Annotated in this window: 13 protein-coding genes; 7 read left to right on the forward strand and 6 right to left on the reverse strand. The window is 60.6% G+C overall.

Annotated features, from left to right (window positions below):
- Positions 1-36 precede the first annotated feature (36 nt).
- The 5 genes from N0B51_RS00745 (at position 37) to N0B51_RS00765 (ending at position 6,948) form a co-directional block, all read left to right on the forward strand.
- Positions 37-1,545, forward strand: a complete 1,509-nt coding sequence (locus N0B51_RS00745; protein WP_259960278.1) for an MFS transporter — start codon at positions 37-39, stop codon at positions 1,543-1,545.
- On the forward strand, positions 1,542-2,930 hold the full coding sequence (locus tag N0B51_RS00750) for an alpha-amylase family glycosyl hydrolase (RefSeq protein ID WP_259960279.1): 1,389 nt from the start codon (positions 1,542-1,544) through the stop codon (positions 2,928-2,930). Before N0B51_RS00745 ends, N0B51_RS00750 begins: the two co-directional genes overlap by 4 nt.
- A 473-nt stretch (positions 2,931-3,403) precedes the next feature.
- Positions 3,404-4,672, forward strand: a complete 1,269-nt coding sequence (locus N0B51_RS00755) for a site-specific DNA-methyltransferase (RefSeq protein ID WP_259960778.1) — start codon at positions 3,404-3,406, stop codon at positions 4,670-4,672.
- 52 nt (positions 4,673-4,724) lie between these two features.
- On the forward strand, positions 4,725-5,135 hold the full coding sequence (locus N0B51_RS00760; protein ID WP_259960280.1) for a DUF5681 domain-containing protein: 411 nt from the start codon (positions 4,725-4,727) through the stop codon (positions 5,133-5,135).
- A 541-nt stretch (positions 5,136-5,676) separates the two neighbouring features.
- Positions 5,677-6,948 (forward strand): acetyl-CoA hydrolase/transferase family protein, encoded by a 1,272-nt coding sequence (locus N0B51_RS00765; RefSeq protein ID WP_259960281.1) that lies wholly within the window; start codon positions 5,677-5,679, stop codon positions 6,946-6,948.
- Here N0B51_RS00765 and N0B51_RS00770 read toward each other — a convergent pair whose 3' ends face one another.
- The 5 genes from N0B51_RS00770 to N0B51_RS00790 all read right to left on the reverse strand — a co-directional run bounded on the left by N0B51_RS00770 (position 6,949) and on the right by N0B51_RS00790 (position 11,300).
- The gene (locus N0B51_RS00770) at positions 6,949-7,209 is read right to left on the reverse strand and encodes a hypothetical protein (RefSeq protein ID WP_259960282.1); all 261 of its coding nucleotides are present in this window, start codon (positions 7,207-7,209) and stop codon (positions 6,949-6,951) included.
- Positions 7,210-7,468: 259 nt separating this feature from the next.
- Entirely contained in the window at positions 7,469-8,197 is a 729-nt protein-coding gene (locus N0B51_RS00775) for an SDR family NAD(P)-dependent oxidoreductase (RefSeq protein WP_259960283.1), read from the reverse strand.
- A gap of 96 nt (positions 8,198-8,293) precedes the next feature.
- Entirely contained in the window at positions 8,294-9,193 is a 900-nt protein-coding gene (locus N0B51_RS00780; RefSeq protein ID WP_259960284.1) for an ArgK/MeaB family GTPase, read from the reverse strand.
- Positions 9,194-9,255: 62 nt separating this feature from the next.
- A complete protein-coding gene (locus tag N0B51_RS00785) occupies positions 9,256-9,672 on the reverse strand; it encodes a cobalamin B12-binding domain-containing protein (RefSeq protein ID WP_259960285.1) in 417 nt (138 codons plus the stop codon).
- 11 nt (positions 9,673-9,683) lie between these two features.
- The gene (locus N0B51_RS00790; RefSeq protein ID WP_259960286.1) at positions 9,684-11,300 is read right to left on the reverse strand and encodes a methylmalonyl-CoA mutase family protein; all 1,617 of its coding nucleotides are present in this window, start codon (positions 11,298-11,300) and stop codon (positions 9,684-9,686) included.
- Positions 11,301-11,489: 189 nt separating this feature from the next.
- Here N0B51_RS00790 and N0B51_RS00795 point away from each other — a divergent pair, with 189 nt between their 5' ends.
- Positions 11,490-12,275 carry a FadR/GntR family transcriptional regulator gene (locus N0B51_RS00795; protein WP_259960288.1) on the forward strand — a complete coding sequence of 262 codons (786 nt, stop codon included), beginning with the start codon at positions 11,490-11,492 and terminating at the stop codon, positions 12,273-12,275.
- Between the two features lie 111 nt (positions 12,276-12,386).
- On the opposite strand, the gene N0B51_RS00800 is transcribed toward N0B51_RS00795, so the two are convergent.
- Positions 12,387-14,873: a TonB-dependent receptor gene (locus N0B51_RS00800; RefSeq protein WP_259960289.1), complete on the reverse strand. Its 2,487-nt coding sequence runs from the start codon at positions 14,871-14,873 to the stop codon at positions 12,387-12,389.
- Positions 14,874-15,056: 183 nt separating this feature from the next.
- Here N0B51_RS00800 and N0B51_RS00805 point away from each other — a divergent pair, with 183 nt between their 5' ends.
- Positions 15,057-16,694, forward strand: coding sequence for a flavin-containing monooxygenase (locus N0B51_RS00805; protein ID WP_259960290.1), 1,638 nt, complete (start codon positions 15,057-15,059; stop codon positions 16,692-16,694).
- Positions 16,695-16,727: the final 33 nt, after the last annotated feature.

The following is a 16,727-nucleotide window of genomic DNA, read 5'->3' on the forward strand; positions in this document are numbered from 1 at the left end:
CACGAGCCGCCCCCCGTGGGGAAGGATTATCGCCTGATGGAAAAGCCGCGCCAGGGCTTTGCCGGACTGTGGAACATCAGCTTCGGGTTTTTCGGAATCCAGATCGGCTTCGCGCTGCAGAACGGCAACATGAGCCGGGTCTTCCAGACGCTCGGGGCGAGCATGGACGACCTTCCCGCGCTGTGGATCGCCGCACCGCTGACCGGCTTGCTCGTCCAGCCGATCATCGGCCACATGAGCGACCGGACCTGGACCCGCCTCGGTCGCCGCCGGCCCTATTTCCTTGTCGGCGCGGTGCTCGCGGCGCTGGCACTGTTCCTGATGCCACTGGCGCCGTCGTTCGGCGCCCCCCTGCTGTTTGCCGCCGGGTTGCTCTGGCTGCTTGACGCGAGCCTCAACATCTCGATGGAGCCTTTCCGCGCCTTCGTCGGCGACATGCTGCGGACCGACCAGCACGCAGCAGGCTACGCGGTGCAGACCGCCTTCATCGGAGCGGGCGCGGTCGTGGGCTCGATCTTTCCCTGGCTGCTCGAACACCTCGGCGTGGCCAACGTCGCGCCGGACGGCGCGCTGCCCGACACCGTGCGCTGGAGCTTCTGGGCAGGCGGGGCGGCGCTGTTCTGCGCCGTCATGTGGACCGTCGCGACCACGCGCGAGTATTCGCCGGCCGAACAGGCCGCGTTCGCGGGTCCCGACGAAACGCCGCTCGAACAGCCGGTTCGTGCGCTCGCGGCGAAGAGCTACCTGTCCTGCATCGCGTGGATCGTCGCGGGCGCGGCGGTCGCATCCGTGGTCGAGGTCATGGCGCTGGAAAAGGAAGTCTACCTGCTCGGCGCGCTGCTCGCCGCCTACGGCATCCTCAGCTCGATCGCGATCGCGCTCGCCAAGCAGGGCCGGGTGAACGGGATGCTGGCCCAGATCGTCGGCGACTTTTCGGGAATGCCGCCGGTGATGAAGCGGCTCGCGCTGGTCCAGTTCTTCAGCTGGAGCGCACTGTTCATCATGTGGATCAACACCACGCCCGTGGTGACCCAGTACGTGTTCGGCAGCACCGACACCGCCAGCCCTGCATATAATGAGGGCGCCAACTGGGTGAACGTGCTTTTCACCGTCTACAACGGGGTCGCGGCGGTAGCGGCGCTCGCGCTGCTGCCGTGGCTCGCGCGGCGGTTCGGCCAGGTAGCCACCCATTCGATCTGCCTCACGCTCGGCGCGATCGGCTTTGCCATGTTCTTCTTCGTGCGCGACGCCCAGACGCTGCTGCTCGCGGAGGTGGGGATCGGCATCGCCTGGGCGAGCATCCTCGCGATGCCGTACGCCATTCTCGCCTCGAACCTGCCGCAGGCCAAGCTCGGCATATACATGGGGCTGTTCAACGTGTTCATCGTGATCCCCCAGCTGCTCGTGGCAACCGTCATGGGCACGATCATGAAGCATGCCTTTCCGGGCGACCCGGTGTGGACGATGCTGTTCGCCGCGGCGAGCTGGCTCGTCGCCGCGCTGGCAATGACCCGGGTCGCGGCCGCGATCCCGCAGAGGACATGAACATGAAGCCCTTGCTCGCGGCGGCCGCCGCCATTGCCTTCGCCTCGACCGCGCACGCCGACGACGACTCATCGCCGTGGCAGCCCCAACCCTATTCGACGATCCAGCACCCCGACTGGTCGAAGGACGCCGTTCTCTACCAGATCAACACCCGCCAGTTCACGCCCGAGGGCACCTTCGCCGCCGCCGAGAAGCAGCTGCCGCGGCTCAAGGCGCTCGGGGTCGACGTGCTCTGGCTCATGCCGATCCATCCGATCGGAGTGGAAAACCGCAAGGGCACGCTCGGCAGCCCATACTCGGTGCGCGACTATTACGACGTGAATCCCGAGTTCGGCACCCGGGAGGACTTCCGGCACTTCGTCGACACCGCGCACGCGCAGGGGTTTCGCGTGATCCTCGACTGGGTCGCCAACCATACCGCGTGGGATCACCCGCTCGCAAAGGAGCATCCAGACTGGTACGAGAAGGACTGGAAGGGAGATTTCCGGCCCACCCCTTGGTGGGACTGGTCCGACATCATCGACCTCGACTGGTCCAGGCCGGGCGTGCGCGAGCATGTCGGCAAGGCGATGGAGATGTGGGTTCGCGACTACGGCGTGGACGGCTTCCGCGCCGACGTGGCTGGCTATGTTCCGCTCGATTTCTGGGAAAGGGAGCGTACCCGGCTGGAGGCGATCAGGCCGGTTTTCATGCTCGCCGAGTGGAAGTCGTCCGAACTCACCCGCAAGGCGTTCGACGCGGTCTATGCGTGGGAATGGCACCACACCGCGGTCAGCATCGCCCAGGGCAAGGCCGATCCGACGGCCTTTTACGGCTACTATGCCGAGAACGAGAGCGCCTGGCCCCACGAGGCCATGCGACTGACCTACATCGCCAACCACGACAGCAACGCGTGGGAAGGGACACAGTACGAGAACTTCGGCGACGCCCTGCCCGCCTTCCTCGCCTTGTCCTTCACCGGCGAGGGGCTGCCGATGCTCTACAACGGCCAGGAAGCCTGCAACGCCAGGCGCCTCGCCTTCTTCGAACGGGACCCGATCGACTGGTCGCGCCTCGAAACCTGCGACATCGGTGCGCTGGCGCGAGACCTGATCGCCTTCCGCCGGGCAAATCCCGCGTTGGCGAACGGCCAGTGGGGCGGCCGGATGAGCGCGGTGCTGACCGACCAACCCAAGCAGGTGTTCGCATGGGTGCGCGAGGCCGAAAGCAACCGCGTGGTCGGCCTGTTCAACCTGTCCGACCGTCCGGTCAGGGCGACCTTGTCGGACGGACACGCTGCCGGCCACTATGCCGAATTCCGCTCGCCAACACCCGTCACCCTCGAAGCCGGACAGGCGATCGACTTGCCCGCCTGGGGGTTCCGGCTCTTGAGCGGCACGCACTGAATCGCGCCGCTCGCTGTATCCATTGAAATTATGGTGAAGGACACAGTCCAAGTATAACCACGCTCAGCTAGATTTTCCCTGCAAACCCACCCTTTCTGAAATTTTTCGCTGCTCGGCGCCGGCGTCGCGGTGGGCATCGCCACCAAATGACGAAGAAAGCGACCCTTTTTAGGATGCGCGAGAGGCGAGACGTAGCAGCGAAGAACGAGCGCCGAGCAGGGAAAACCAATCACCTCAACAGGGAAAGAGCAGGAAAGAGCTCAGAATGGACGACTGGCAAGAAAAGTTAAGTAACTCTTCCCAACACCTAGCGATCGCATTTTGTGTCTTGCGATCTCCGCCTGCCGAACATATAGAAGCCGAAGAAGACGAGGCCCGAGTTTAACAACCGGTCCCGGCTTCTGCCCGAGACCCATTGATGGAGGTCTCGGATGGTCAAGCCCCGAGCATACAAGATTATGAATCGTGCCGCTATGGTCGGACGGTTCGTTGAAATCTGCCCTACCGACTTGGTCGCCGCAGCCAGGCGTACGCGCAGGCACCCTAGCCAGAAGCGGCGAGCGCTGCTCGAAAGCATCCGCTTGCAGGGCATCATCAGCCCCATCATCGTCAACTCGGCAAACGTGATCGTCGACGGTCATCTGCGTGTGGAGGTCGCTCTTCAGCTTAGACTGGGCACAGTTCCCGTGATCCGAGTTGAGCACTTGAGCGACGCGGAGCTTCGCGCATTCGGGATCGCTGCCAATCGCATGCCCGCAAATGCCGACTGGGACATGGAGGAGCTGCGCCTGGAGCTCGAGGAAATACGGGCAGACGACGTCAGCCTGGACCTGTCTCTGACCGGTTTCTCCATCGGCGAGATCGATCGAATCAACGGCAACCATCTCGCAGCGAAGTACGATGATCTCGACGCAGTTGATGATGCCTCGCTCCCGCCGGGCCCTACGCGGGCACAGGCCGGGGATCATTTTATGCTGGGCGACCATGAACTGATCTGCGGCGATACGACCGACCATCTGATTATCGAGCGGCTGATGCATGGCGAGATGGCGCGAGCCATCTTCACGGACCCTCCGTACAACGTGAAGATCAATGGACATGTGTCGGGCTCGGGGCAGCACGAGGAGTTCGTGATGGCCTCGGGGGAAATGTCGGTTCCAGAATTCAGGACGTTCCTGGAAGTCACGCTTGGCAACATGGCGAGCGTGTTGATCGACGGCGGGATCGCATTCGTGTGCATGGATCATGCGCACATTGGCGAACTGCTCGATGCCGGCGGAAGTGTGTTCGACCATCGGCTCAACATTTGCGTCTGGGACAAGGGCCAGGGCGGCATGGGCGCACTTTATCGCAGCCAGCATGAACTGGTAGCCGTGTTCAAGAAGGGGGACGAGCCCCATCGCAACAATATCGAACTGGGGAGGAACGGGCGCAATCGTACCAATGTCTGGTCGTTGCCCGGCATGGTCGGGTTCTCGGCAAGCCGTAAGAAGGCGCTCGAGCTCCACCCAACGGTGAAGCCTGTCGCGTTGATCGCAGAGGCACTACTCGACGTCACCGCGCCCGGAGAGCTGGTGCTCGATGCGTTCGGCGGCTCGGGCAGCACTTTGATCGCTGCTGAAAGGACCGATCGGCGAGCGCGGCTGGTCGAGTTCGACCCGCGCTACGTCGACCGTATCATCGACCGTTGGGAGAAGCTCACCGGTCGTACTGCAGAATTGCTGGATCGGATCGCCGAATAGGCTTTGCGGTTGGGTATTCCGTCACCCCACGCCTCGGACCAGGAACACGAAAATGAACAGCGAACGCGACTACGAGGTGGGTAAGGGCAAGCCGCCCAAGGCTTCTCAGTTCAAGCCTGGGCAGTCCGGTAATCCAGCGGGCGCGCGGCGGCACAAGCGCCGCAAGAGTGGATTTACCTTGCGCGAACTTGCCATCGCTTGCGCGAATGAGATCATGACAATCACCATCAATGGCCAGAAGTACAAGGTCACTAAGAAGGAGGCCTTATTTATCTCGGTGTTTAATGATGCGCTTGCGGGTGATCCTGCGCATCGATTGCGTGCGTTACGAGAATTGCGCGAAATCGGCGCCTTCGATCCTGCTCCGCATCAGCCGCTCAGCAGGACTGCAGCAATTCACAAGCTTGTCGAGCGGCTGGCCAAGGAGGCGGAGCGCGAGCTGGAATGGACACGCCAGCATTGACCTAGCATTGTGCAGTCGGGCTGCTGCAGCATGTAACCGGAACAACTCAGTTTCGATTGAACCCGAACTCCCGTGACAGCAGCTTGGTTTTCCATACCTGTTCGTCGGCCAGGTTTCGTCGCTTGTAGCGGTCGATCCGGCGACCTGAAGGATGGTGACCGCGAACGTCCCGGTGTCGCAGTCCAGCAACCCTTGGTTGCCGCCGTGGCCGGTCAGTAAGTATTCCTGCCACCGACCCCAGAATCCTTCCGCGCCAGTTGCCGAGCCGGTGTAATGTCGCCCTGTCTGCGGGCAGCTCAGCAACTGTACGCCTTCGGCTCGGCGCAGTACGTCGATCCAAGTCTGGTTCAGCCTGTCCAACCCGCCAATGGTGTGCTGGAAAGCAAGATAGTCCGGAAACGGATGCTCGCAGGGGCATTCGAGAATCGCGATGATCGGAATGTGCGGCTTGCGCCTTTCGCACTTTTTCACAAATATTTCACCGGCAAAATCATTGCAAACAGGCTGAAAACCGCCGCTTGTCCTCGTATGCGGGCAATTCATGACACGAATTATCGAAGCCAACGAACTCAACCTAGGCAGTCTGCTCACGCGCCGAGATTCCATTGTCGTCGGCCAAGCTTGCGGCGAACCCACACGGTTGGTCGAAGTCCTGATCGCCCAGAGTCCCGAAATTGATGATCTGTCAGTTTTCATTGGGTCGAGTTTTTCCGGGTTAATCGATGCAGAGAGTGCGCGGACTTTCGCTCTTCGAGGCATAGGTGGGATAGGCACCCTCAGGGCCGCGTCTGCGGCAGGGCGCCTGACGATCATCCCAATCCGAATGAGCGAAATCGAACCAGCGATCGCCGAAGGTTCGTTGCGCTGCGACGTGGCGATGATTTCGGTAGGCCCGGCTGATTCCGAAGGTTTTCACAGCTGCGGCCTAGTAAGTGACCATATCCGGGCGGCGATTGCTAAGGCCCGGCTCGTCGTAGCAGAAATAAATGAATGTTTGCCGTGGACGTTCGGCGAGAGAATCCATTCAAGTGAAATCGATGTTGCCGTGCCGGTCAATTACTCGCCTCCAGAGATCGCGCCCACGCGGACTGATGCTGTGAGTCGCGCGATTGCCAAGAATTGTGCGGCCTCAATCGATGACGGATCCGTCCTGCAGTCAGGAGTTGGGGCATTGCCAGATGCGATCATCAGGCAACTCGGAGATCGCAAGGATTTGGGCGTCCATTCCGGCATGATCGGCGACGGTTTCGTCGATCTGATCGAAGCCGGGGTGGTTACTAACGCCCGTAAGGAAATCGATGCCGGGATATCGGTGGGTTGCGCGCTGGTGGGGACAAGCAGGTTGTATCGCTTCGCCCATCGCAATCCCGCGATGAGAATGGCGCCGGCAAGCTACACGCACGGAGCGGCCGTGATCGCGCGACTGACACGCTTCGTGGCCATTAATTCGGCGCTCGAAGTGGACCTTACGGGGCAGGTCAATTGTGAAGTGATCGATGGGCAATACATCGGCGCGACAGGTGGCGTGGCGGACTTTGCAAGGGCAGCTTCCAACTCGCCAGGAGGCCGCAATATCATCACGTTGCCCGCGACGGCACGACAGGGCTCGGTCAGCAGGATCGTCGCTCGACTGAGCGGCCCGGTCACGTTGTCGAGAAGCGATGCCGACGTCATCGTCACCGAATTCGGAGCGGCAGAGCTTAAGGGATGTTCGCTCTCCGAAAGGGCCCGGCGACTGGTTGCGATAGCGCACCCCGATTTCCGGGAAGACCTCGATCGAACGGCGCATGCGATCGCGGTTCGGGGTTTTTGATCACCGGGTCCTGCACGCCTCCATCGCTTCACGCGCGAGGATGGTGAGCCTCGGGATGGCGTGGATCCGCTGACGGCTGGCGGAAGCAGCCTTATCGCCGCGCTGGGTATCCCGGGCGAAGCGGAGTACATCCGGTCCAATAGTGGGCGAACCGGCCCCGTCGGCATTCAAGGATAGGGCTTTTACGGGTTCTGCCTGTTTCGTCTGGTTGCCTTCTTCCGAAAAATCAAAGGTCGGATTGTCTGAGGCACCCTTCAGCACCTGGCCGGGGGGGGGGGGGGGGCGCTGAAGCACATGAGATCGATGCTAGGTCGTTAGCTTGTAGGTGGGGTTCGATTACCCACACTTGAGCCGCTGCTCTCACATCGTTCCGATATCGCCGACTATCGTTTCGCTAATCCTGTTAACAAGAGCAGGCACGTCAATTTCGATCTCGGAGCGGACCGGCATTGTGCTCGAATATGCTGAACTCGATTCCCGACATGCGTTGGTTGTCCCGCAGTTTTGGGTCCGAGCAGGATCAGGCGACGAGAGTGTTTAGGGCCCCATCCACGACGACGACCGACCCGTTCATGAAAGAGCCCGCCTCGCTCGCAAGCAGGACGACCGGGCCGACGAGCTCATCCAATTGGCCCAGGCGGCGGGAGGGCATCCGTTGAATGTATTCCTTGCCCGCCTCGCTCGCGAAGTAGTCGTCGTTAATTTCGGTCTTGAACCAGCCGGGCGCGACCGCGTTGACGCGGATACCGTACCGTGTGAGGTCGAGCGCCATCGACCGCGTAAGCTGGATAACCGCGCCTTTCGAAGCGCAATAGCTCGCGACGCCTGGTTGGGCGCCGAGCCCAAGGACCGAAGCAACATTGATAATCGAGCCGGGTACGCCGGCCGCAACCATACGCCGGGCGGCCGACTGGCCCACGTTCCAGACACCACGCAAATTGGTGTCGAAGACCGCGTCGCGTTCTGCGGCATCCGTCTTTAGGAAGTTACTGACACCGCTGATGCCGGCGTTGCAGATCGCGATGTCCACCGTGCCGAATGCCGCCTCGGCCTCATCGAATGCCTGCTCGACACTGTCGATCTCGGTCACGTCGGCTTTCGCCGCGATCGCGGCACCTCCACTTTCCTCGATCTCGCGCACCAACAGCTCCAGTCGTTCGCTCCTGCGGGCGACGACCACAATACGCGCGCCGGCTGCGCTGAGACCCTTGGCGAGCGCCCAACCGATCCCGCTAGATGCTCCGGTCACCAGTGTCGTCCTGCCTTCGAGCGAAAACCGCGGTAGAACGGTCAAGTATTCTCTCCTTCTGTTTCGATCCGTTCGCGGCGAGCCTTCGGCGCCCGGTCAGGCAGTCATATGCGCCATGATGCGAATAGCCTCACGCGCAGCGTCGTTACGCGATAGGGTCCCCTCCGCGCTCCTCTGCACGAGCGTTTTGACCTGCGGGTCGCGGCCCTCCAAAAGTTGGGCCGCGAGAAGCTCTGCGGCATCGCGGGCCAGCCTCATGCGAGCGTCGTGGATCTCGCAGCTCGGTTGCAGCACCGCGCCATTGGCTTCGCCCAGACGGTCGCGCACCGCCGCGGCTAGCTCGACCAACCCTTCGGAACGGAGAGTTGAGACCTTAATCGCGACGCGCCTTTCCGTGTGTCCGCGGTGCATCAGCATGCCCTTGAGGAAGTTGGTAGTGCGGTCGGCGTCGGGAAGGTCGGCCTTGTTGACGACGAGGATGTCGGCGACCTCGAGAATGCCCGCTTTGATCGCCTGCATCCCGTCCCCCATTCCAGGCGCGCAGACCATGATCCTGAGGTCTGTGAGTTCGGCCACTTCGACCTCCGACTGACCGGTCCCCACAGTTTCTACGATTGCCAAATCCATGCCGGCTGCACCCAGAAGTTCGATGACGCTTCTTGTCGCTCGCGTTACGCCCCCCAGATGTCCGCGAGCAGCCAGCGATCGAATGAACACGTTCTGATTGGCGCTGTGGGCAGACATTCGCACGCGATCGCCGAGAATTGCGCCGCCACTGACTGGACTCGAGGGGTCGACGGTGAGCACTCCGATGCGGCCGAAGTCAGGCAGCAATTCCGAGATGAGCGCATTGATCAGCGTGGATTTCCCTGCGCCCGGTGGCCCGGTTACGCCTAACGTACGAATTGGCACTGCCGGATCTGCGGCCGCGATACCGAGCTCCACCCCTAGGACCGAGCCGTTTTCGATCTCCGTGATCGCGCGACCGAGGCTCAAGGTGTCGCCTGCACGGACCGCTTCCAGGAGCGGAGCAGCAATCGTAGGCCGGTCCGTTCCGCTCAAGGAATCCCCCGGTAGCTTTGCGAAAGGTTCTCGAACGTGGAAACGACCTCCGACAAGGGCGCCCCGCCCCGGAAAATGCTTTTCACACCGGCCTCGATCAGAGGTGGCTCATCAAAGGGACGGATGATACCGCCGACGACGAGCGGCAGATCGCCCACGTCGCGCCGCTCGAGTTCGGCGACGATCTTCTGGGTAGCTTCGACCTGCCCTCCTGACATGAAGCTGACGCCGATCACGTCGACATCCTCCTGCAACGCCACGTTAACGACGTCCTCGGGCTGTTCGTAGTCGATCAGGACCACTTCCATCGCCGCATCACGCAGCGCGAGCGCGATGGTCTCAATCGCTCGGTCATGACTGTCGATGAAGCTCTTGGTCAACAGCACCCGCGGCCTGGGTTTCCTATCTTGCATCTGAACCGCCTCTATTTGTTGCGCCCAAAGATCTCGTGCAGAACGGCCTGCATCTCGCCCAATGTTGCGTTGGCATCGGCGGCAGCGACGAGGTTGGCCATGACTGAGCCGATCTTGCGACCTTCGCGAACATCGCAGCTCGCTTTCTTCAACGCTTCGAGGGCCGCTTCGCATTTCGCTTGGTCGCGTTCAGCGCGGTGCCGTTCGAGATCTGCGATCGCGAGCCGTGCGGCTTCCGGATCCGGCTGGAACACCTGGTATTCGGTCACTTCGTCGCTGACATACTTGTTGACGCCGACCATAGTTCGCGCGCCGCTTTCGATCTCTTGCCGCCACCGATAGGCCGATGCCGAGACCTGCTGCTTGATCCACCCCGATTCGATGCAGGCGATCAGGCCTCCGCGCTCGTCGATCTCCTCGATGATCTCGAACACGCGCCGTTCGATCTCGTCGGTCAGTTCTTCCACGTAATACGAGCCGCCCAACGGATCCGATACATGGACCGCACCGGTTTCCTCCGCGATCATCTGGCTGGTCCTGAGCGACAACGTAACCGCATCTTCCGTCGGCAGCCCGAGGGCTTCGTCGTAGGCGTTGATGGTCATGCCGTTCACGCCCGATAGGACCGCTGCGAGGGCACCATAGGCATTGCGCACGAGGTTGTTGAGCGGCTGTTGCGCCGTCAGGAGCGAACCTGCGGTCTGCGCATGGATTCGCGCCTGAAGGGCGCCGCTCTTGCGGCAGCCAAAACGCTCCTTGTTGACCTTGGCGTATACGCGCCGCAACGCGCGGGTCTTGGCGATTTCCTCGAAGAAGTTCTCACCATAGCGCACATGAAAGCCGAAGCGTGGAACGACGCGATCAGGATCGATGCCAAGTGAGACGCATTCCTCATTGACCGCGATGATTGCGGCAATTGCATAGGCCACCGCTTGGACGTTATTGGCACCCGCCTCGCAGATATTATGTTCGCTGATTGTCAGCGTGTTCCACATCGGCACGTGCTCTGCACAATAGGCGGCGATGTCGGCCACCAGCCGATAGCTGCCCCTGGGTGAAAAATTGGTCCCGCCGCTGTGGCCGAAGAAATCCCAGATGTAGTTGGTGACATTCCCGCCCAGCTTGTCGAACGCGAAGCCCCGCCGCTTGGCTGCAGCGAGATAGAGGGCGAGCATCGGCGGCGAACCGGCATTGAGCACCATCGAGACAGTGGTCCTCGTCAAGTCCTTGCCCGCCAGCAGGATTTCGTAGTCGCTCGCCTTGCACACCGAGATACCGCAGTCGCCGATACTACCGCGCACCCCCGGATGGTCGGGGTCGCAGCCCATCGAAGTCGGCATGTCAAAGATGAAGTTGTAGGCTTCGCGATCGAAGTAGCCCTTCGATCCGCCTTCCTTCAGCAGCAGATCCATCCGCTCGCGAGTCTGCGAGGGCAGGCCATAGCCGATGATCTGCAGGTCCATCCACGGCTGGAACTGGTAATGGATCGGGTAAATGCCCCGGGTGTAGGGGTATTGCCCGGGCATCTCCGCTTCCTCGCCACGGCGGTCGAGCCCCGTGTAGACCGGTTGCAGCTCTACGCCCGAGCGGTTGCGTGCGACGAAAGAGCGATCGGCGTAGCGTGACACCACAGTTCGTTGCCAATTCGCGTACGCGCCCCCGGGCTGTTTGCCGACTTGCGTAGCCATGTTCCCGTTCACCTCTATGGTCAAACCATAGTTAGTAAGGTCTAACAATTGACTTGTCTACCAGGAAGGGGCAATGCCTCTCGCGTAGGAAAACTTGTCCATTGGCGAGATGCGCGACATAGGGTGATTATGACCAACCCCGCTCAATCAAGTGACTTCGAATCCAAACAGGACAGTATGCTAGAGGGGCTCGGGAAAATTAAGGTCCCCAAGTCGAGTGACGTACTCGCCGAGCGCCTGAAGAAGGAAATTCTCAGCGACGCGTACCCCCCCGGTTCGATGTTGCCGACTGAACGCGAGCTCGTAACGACGACGGGATTAAGTCGAGGCTCGGTGCGCGAAGCGCTACGTATCCTCGAAGCGCAGGGACTTGTGGCCACGCGAGCGGGCAGGTACGGCGGAACGACGGTCTCAATGCCCAGTGACGATCAGTTGGCCGGCCAGATCAACATTTTCGCGCGCGGCCGCAGCATCCCGCTGACCGCCCTTGCCGAAGTGCGCCTCGCACTCGAGCCGATGGTCGCTTCTTTGGCCGCCCAACGCCGAACCGCCGAGGACTTGACGGCGCTTCGCGAGATCTCTGACAGGATTGATCAGACAGCCATCGAGATCGATGACCTGGAAGAGTTCCTGATGGAGAACGTCAACTGGCACGACGCGTTGGCCGCTGCAAGCCATAACGACCTTCTCTGCGCATTGGCGACGTCCGTAAGCGGCCTGATGTTCGAGGCCTCTAAGCTCAGGGAGTTCGCGTCGCTCGAACTGCGTCAGCGCGTATGCCTCGCACACCGGAAGATTCTCGAGGCCATTGAAGGCAGAGATTCTGAGCGTGCACGGCGCAGGGCAGAGATCGACATTGAGGCTTACGCACGGATTCTGGACAGCGCGGCGAAGGGATCGGTCACAACAGCCTGATGCCGCGTTCTCGCCGTGCACGGCTTTGTAGAACCACGTCGACTGGCCAAACGAAGACTGGCAGGCACACCATGTGGTGTGCATCTGCCAATTTCCGTGGCGATCAAGCCATTAGTTTTTGACGCTCAAAGTGATTCCATACGTCACAGGCATCCCGGTAAAACGCACAGTCGTATCGAGGTAGTGAGCCGCATTTGTCACGTAGTATTCGTTGAACACGTTCTTGCCCCATGCCATCACTTTGAACCGTCCGCCGCTGAATTCGTAACCGAGCCGAGCGTCCACGACAATGTAGGACGGTATGACGAAGGGCTTGTCGACGAACGACGCGTGTCGGTCGTTGGGCAGATCGCGGAACTCAATCGTCCTGCCGTTGAGCGTTGCGACAGACGAACTCTGGCCGCGCAAATCTGCACCTAAGATGAGTTTTCCGGCGCCCAAATCGCGGCGGTAGTCAACGTTGATTCCATACGACCATTTTGGGGTGAACGGCAGTTCGCTACCGGTAAAGTCGCACGGACCGGGAGCTCCGCCGACGGTGCAGCTATTACCGTAAGCAGTCGGGCCGACGAATTGGGACCCATTGTCGGTGAGCACCTTGGAGTCGAGATACGTTGTGGACGCACCGAAGCTGAGTCCTTCCGCCGGTCGCACGGTCAGATCGGCTTCGGCGCCCATGACGCGCGATTTCGGCACGTTGATCAGAACGTCGAGAACATCGAAGATCGGATCGACGACCTTGCCGCGGATCTGCTTGTCGACGTAGTCGTAGTAGAAGGCCGCGCCGTTGAACTGCACCATCCGGTTGGCCAATGACGCTTTGAAGCCGGCCTCGTACGACGTTACCGACTCCTGCGTAACGGGGAAGTATGCTTTGTAATCGGCGCTCGCGAGGGTCGGATAACTGCCCGCCTTGTATCCGCGCGAAACGTTTGCATAGAACAGCGTGTCAGGACTTGGCTCATAATCCAGACCGACACGCCAGGAGAAATTGTCCTCAGCGAGCGTATCGAGGAAACGATCGCCAGGCACTCCCTGTGCATTCAGCACATAACAGTCGTTGGTGCCAATCGGGGTGAACGGATTGCCGGATAGGCCACCAATGATGTTGAACAGGACAGAGACCAGCCCGTCGCCGTTGCCCTTGGAGCAGAGGTCGGACTGATTACGCGAGTTGGTATAACGACCACCAACTTTCGCGACCAGGCCGTCGACCAGTTCGTATTCGCCGTTCGCGAAAACCGCGTAATTTCGAATGTCCTGAATGACCTCGCTGCCCGTCGTGTTGATGAAAATCGTATTGGGACTGGAGGAAGATCCATTGGCGAATGTCAGATATTGGTCTTCAAACGTGTGGCTGTCCTCGTAGTTGGCGCCGACAACCCAGTTGAAACGACCGGGGTCGAGGTTTGACAGACGCACTTCTTGGTTGAAGGACTGGATATTTGCGAGACCATCGCCGATATTTGCGATGGCCAGTGCGGTCCCGTCTTTGTCACTGTAAAGATGTTGGCGATAATCGAGATAGGACGTAATCGAGGTGAGAGTGACTGCGTCGGCGATGTCGACCTCTGCGCGCAGCGCTCCCTGAATGAACTTGCGGTTGCTTCGCGGCGACAGATCTCCCGTCGTCAGCGGCTTGATGCTGAAATCGCCATTCACGACGTCTGTGAACGTCACGTAATCCGACCTGACCGTCCAGTCCGCAGAGCGCGGATTGGTCGTTCCGAAGGGAGCCGTCAGCAACGGAGCTTGGGTGTCAGCCGGATTCTGCGCCCGGACCGCGATAAGCTGTGCAGCCTGCGGTTCGCTTTTGTCCTGCCAAGCCAAGGCCGTCGCGCGGAGACGCACGTTTGGTGCCGGTTCAACCGCAAATGTCAGTCGGCCGGCGATGTATTTCATCGCTCCATTGCGGTCCCCCGGCCGGGTCAGGCTGTATTGCCATCCGTCGCTGTCCTGAGCCGACAAGGCGAGGCGAACACCTGCTTTTTCACCGATCGGAGCACTGACGAAGGCATTGCCGGTAAGGGTGTTGAATCGGCCGTAGCTGACGTCCGCACCGTATTGGAGCGTGCTGGTTGGTTTCGACGCAATGTAGTTGATCGCGCCTCCGGTGGCGTTCTGGCCAAAGAGAATCCCCTGCGGCCCCTTGAGCGCTTCGACGCGGTCTAAGTCGAAGGCCGCATGTAAGGTTAGCACGGGGAAGGGAAGCGGAACCTCGTCCGTATAGACACTAACCGATGGATAAACGCCGAGGCTTTCTTCGTTAAAGCCGATGCCTCGGAGCGTGTAGATCGGAGTGCCCGCTCCGCTGTCTGCGAATTGAAGACCGGGAACGGCCGCAGCGATGTCTTGCACTGATGTTATCTGCCGTTCCGCAAGCGCTTGGCTACCGATCGCGGTGACCGAAAGGCCGACGTCATTGAGGTTCTGCTCACGCTTGTTGGCAGTGACGACGATCGCGTTCGCGTCGACCTGCGGAGTCTGCGACTGTGCGGGGTCTTGGCCTTCAGTATCCTGCGCATACGCCGCAGATGAAAGCCCAATGGCCATTGCGGCGACACCCGAAGTCCAAAGACGGGTCTGCTTTGCCTTCACGATCCTCTCCCTTGCCCTCTCGCTTGTCCAGAAGACACTCGGTCAACATTCCAATGAGACAATTGTTAGACCTATGATTTGCCGCACTCTCAGTGGCGTGTCAATGCTTACGGTAGGACAATTGACATATTTGGCGATTCCGGTATTTTTCCGGGCACGTCAAAGGGACAGGATCTGAGAAAAATGGCATATTCCTCGCGCGCAACCGAAGTCGATGCCGTCGTGATCGGTGCAGGATTTTCGGGACTTTACATGCTCCATCGCCTACGCGAGCAAGGGTACAGCACCCGCGTTTTCGACGCCGCGAAGGGTGTGGGGGGCACCTGGTACTGGAACCGGTACCCGGGTGCCCGGTGCGATTCGGAGAGCCACTACTACTGCTATTCGTTCTCGGACGAGATCCGCAACGAGTGGAAGTGGAGCTGTCGCTACCCCGCGCAACCTGAGATCCTCGACTATCTCAATTTCGTCGCCGATCGGCTAGACCTGAAGAAGGACATCGACTTCAACACGCGGGTGACGGCCGGCACCTATGACGAGAGCTTGCATCACTGGACGATCGAAACCGACACTGGCGAATCGGTCCGGGCCAAATTTCTCATTACCGCTGTGGGCAACACGTCCGCCCCTGCCCGGCCCAATCTTCCGGGGCTGGATACGTTTGCCGGCAAGGTCTATCACACCGCTCTCTGGCCACACGAAGGCGTGGACTTCACCGGCAAGCGGGTCGGCCTGATCGGGACGGGTTCCAGCGGCATCCAGAGCACCCCGATGATCGCCCAGCAGGCCGATCACCTGACCGTGTTCCAGCGAACCGCGAACTACAGCGTGCCGGCGAGGAACCACGCCCTGACCGACGAGATGCGGCGCGAGCAGAATGAGAAGTTCGCCGAGCTGCGTGCGCTCACGCTCAATTCACCGATCGGCATGCCTTTCGAGCTGCCCGAAAAGTCAGCATTGGAACTGTCGTCGGAAGAGCGAACAGCCATGCTGGACAAGCTATGGGACAAAGGCGGCTTCCGCTTCATGTTCACCAGTTTCACCGACATCGTCACCGATCCCGCGGCCAACGAGGTAGTCGCCGGATATATCGAGGACAAGATTCGCAGCACCGTCAACGATCCCGCGAAGGCCGACGTGCTCTGCGAGTTCAATCACGCGGTCGGGACCAAGCGACCGCCGATCGACACCGAATATTACGAGACCTTTAACCGCGACAACGTCTCGATTGTCAGCATCCGGAAGAATCCCATCCGGGAGGTCACGGCAGACGGCCTGACGCTGGAAAACGGCGATCATCACGAACTCGACGCAATCGTCTTCGCGACCGGCTTCGACACCGTCACCGGATCAATCCTCAAGCTCAACCTCACGGGTCGCAACGGCCAGACGCTTGCAGACAAGTGGAAGGACGGTCCTCGTGCCTACCTCGGACTCGCCTCGGAGGGCTTTCCCAACCTATTCATGATCACTGGTCCACAAAGCCCAGCGATCCTCGTCAATTTTCCCGTCTGCATCGAGAAGCACGTCGACTGGGTAATCGACGCGATGGAGCACATGAAAAGGACCGGCGCCGTCGAGATGGAAGCTACGGCCCAGGACGAAGCAGCCTGGGTCGAGAAAATCTCCGCCGACGTGGAAGGAACCCTCATGACGAGCACGGACTCGTGGTACATGAACTCTAACATCCCGGGTAAACCGAAAGTCTTCACTGCCTACTTCCCCGGAATGCCTTCCTATTCCGAAATCATCGACGAGGTCGCGGCCAACGGATACCCCGGTTTCAATCTGAGAACGCACGAGACGGCCGAGGCTGCCTGACGACGCCTCCCCTGGACAAACTTTCCCCTGACG

This window comes from Tsuneonella litorea (assembly GCF_025154015.1).
Taxonomy (GTDB): Bacteria; Pseudomonadota; Alphaproteobacteria; order Sphingomonadales; family Sphingomonadaceae; genus Tsuneonella; species Tsuneonella litorea.

What these genes read in the sequence shown, in the direction of transcription:
- N0B51_RS00750 (WP_259960279.1), top strand. Translation starts at nt 1,542, where the DNA reads ATGAACATGAAGCCCTTGCTCGCGGCGGCCGCCGCCATTGCCTTCGCC.
- N0B51_RS00805 (WP_259960290.1), top strand. Translation starts at nt 15,057, where the DNA reads ATGGCATATTCCTCGCGCGCAACCGAAGTCGATGCCGTCGTGATCGGT.
- N0B51_RS00785 (WP_259960285.1), bottom strand. Translation starts at nt 9,672, where the DNA reads ATGCAAGATAGGAAACCCAGGCCGCGGGTGCTGTTGACCAAGAGCTTC.
- N0B51_RS00755 (WP_259960778.1), top strand. Translation starts at nt 3,404, where the DNA reads ATGGTCGGACGGTTCGTTGAAATCTGCCCTACCGACTTGGTCGCCGCA.
- N0B51_RS00745 (WP_259960278.1), top strand. Translation starts at nt 37, where the DNA reads ATGGAAAAGCCGCGCCAGGGCTTTGCCGGACTGTGGAACATCAGCTTC.
- N0B51_RS00765 (WP_259960281.1), top strand. Translation starts at nt 5,677, where the DNA reads ATGACACGAATTATCGAAGCCAACGAACTCAACCTAGGCAGTCTGCTC.
- N0B51_RS00760 (WP_259960280.1), top strand. Translation starts at nt 4,725, where the DNA reads ATGAACAGCGAACGCGACTACGAGGTGGGTAAGGGCAAGCCGCCCAAG.
- N0B51_RS00795 (WP_259960288.1), top strand. Translation starts at nt 11,490, where the DNA reads ATGACCAACCCCGCTCAATCAAGTGACTTCGAATCCAAACAGGACAGT.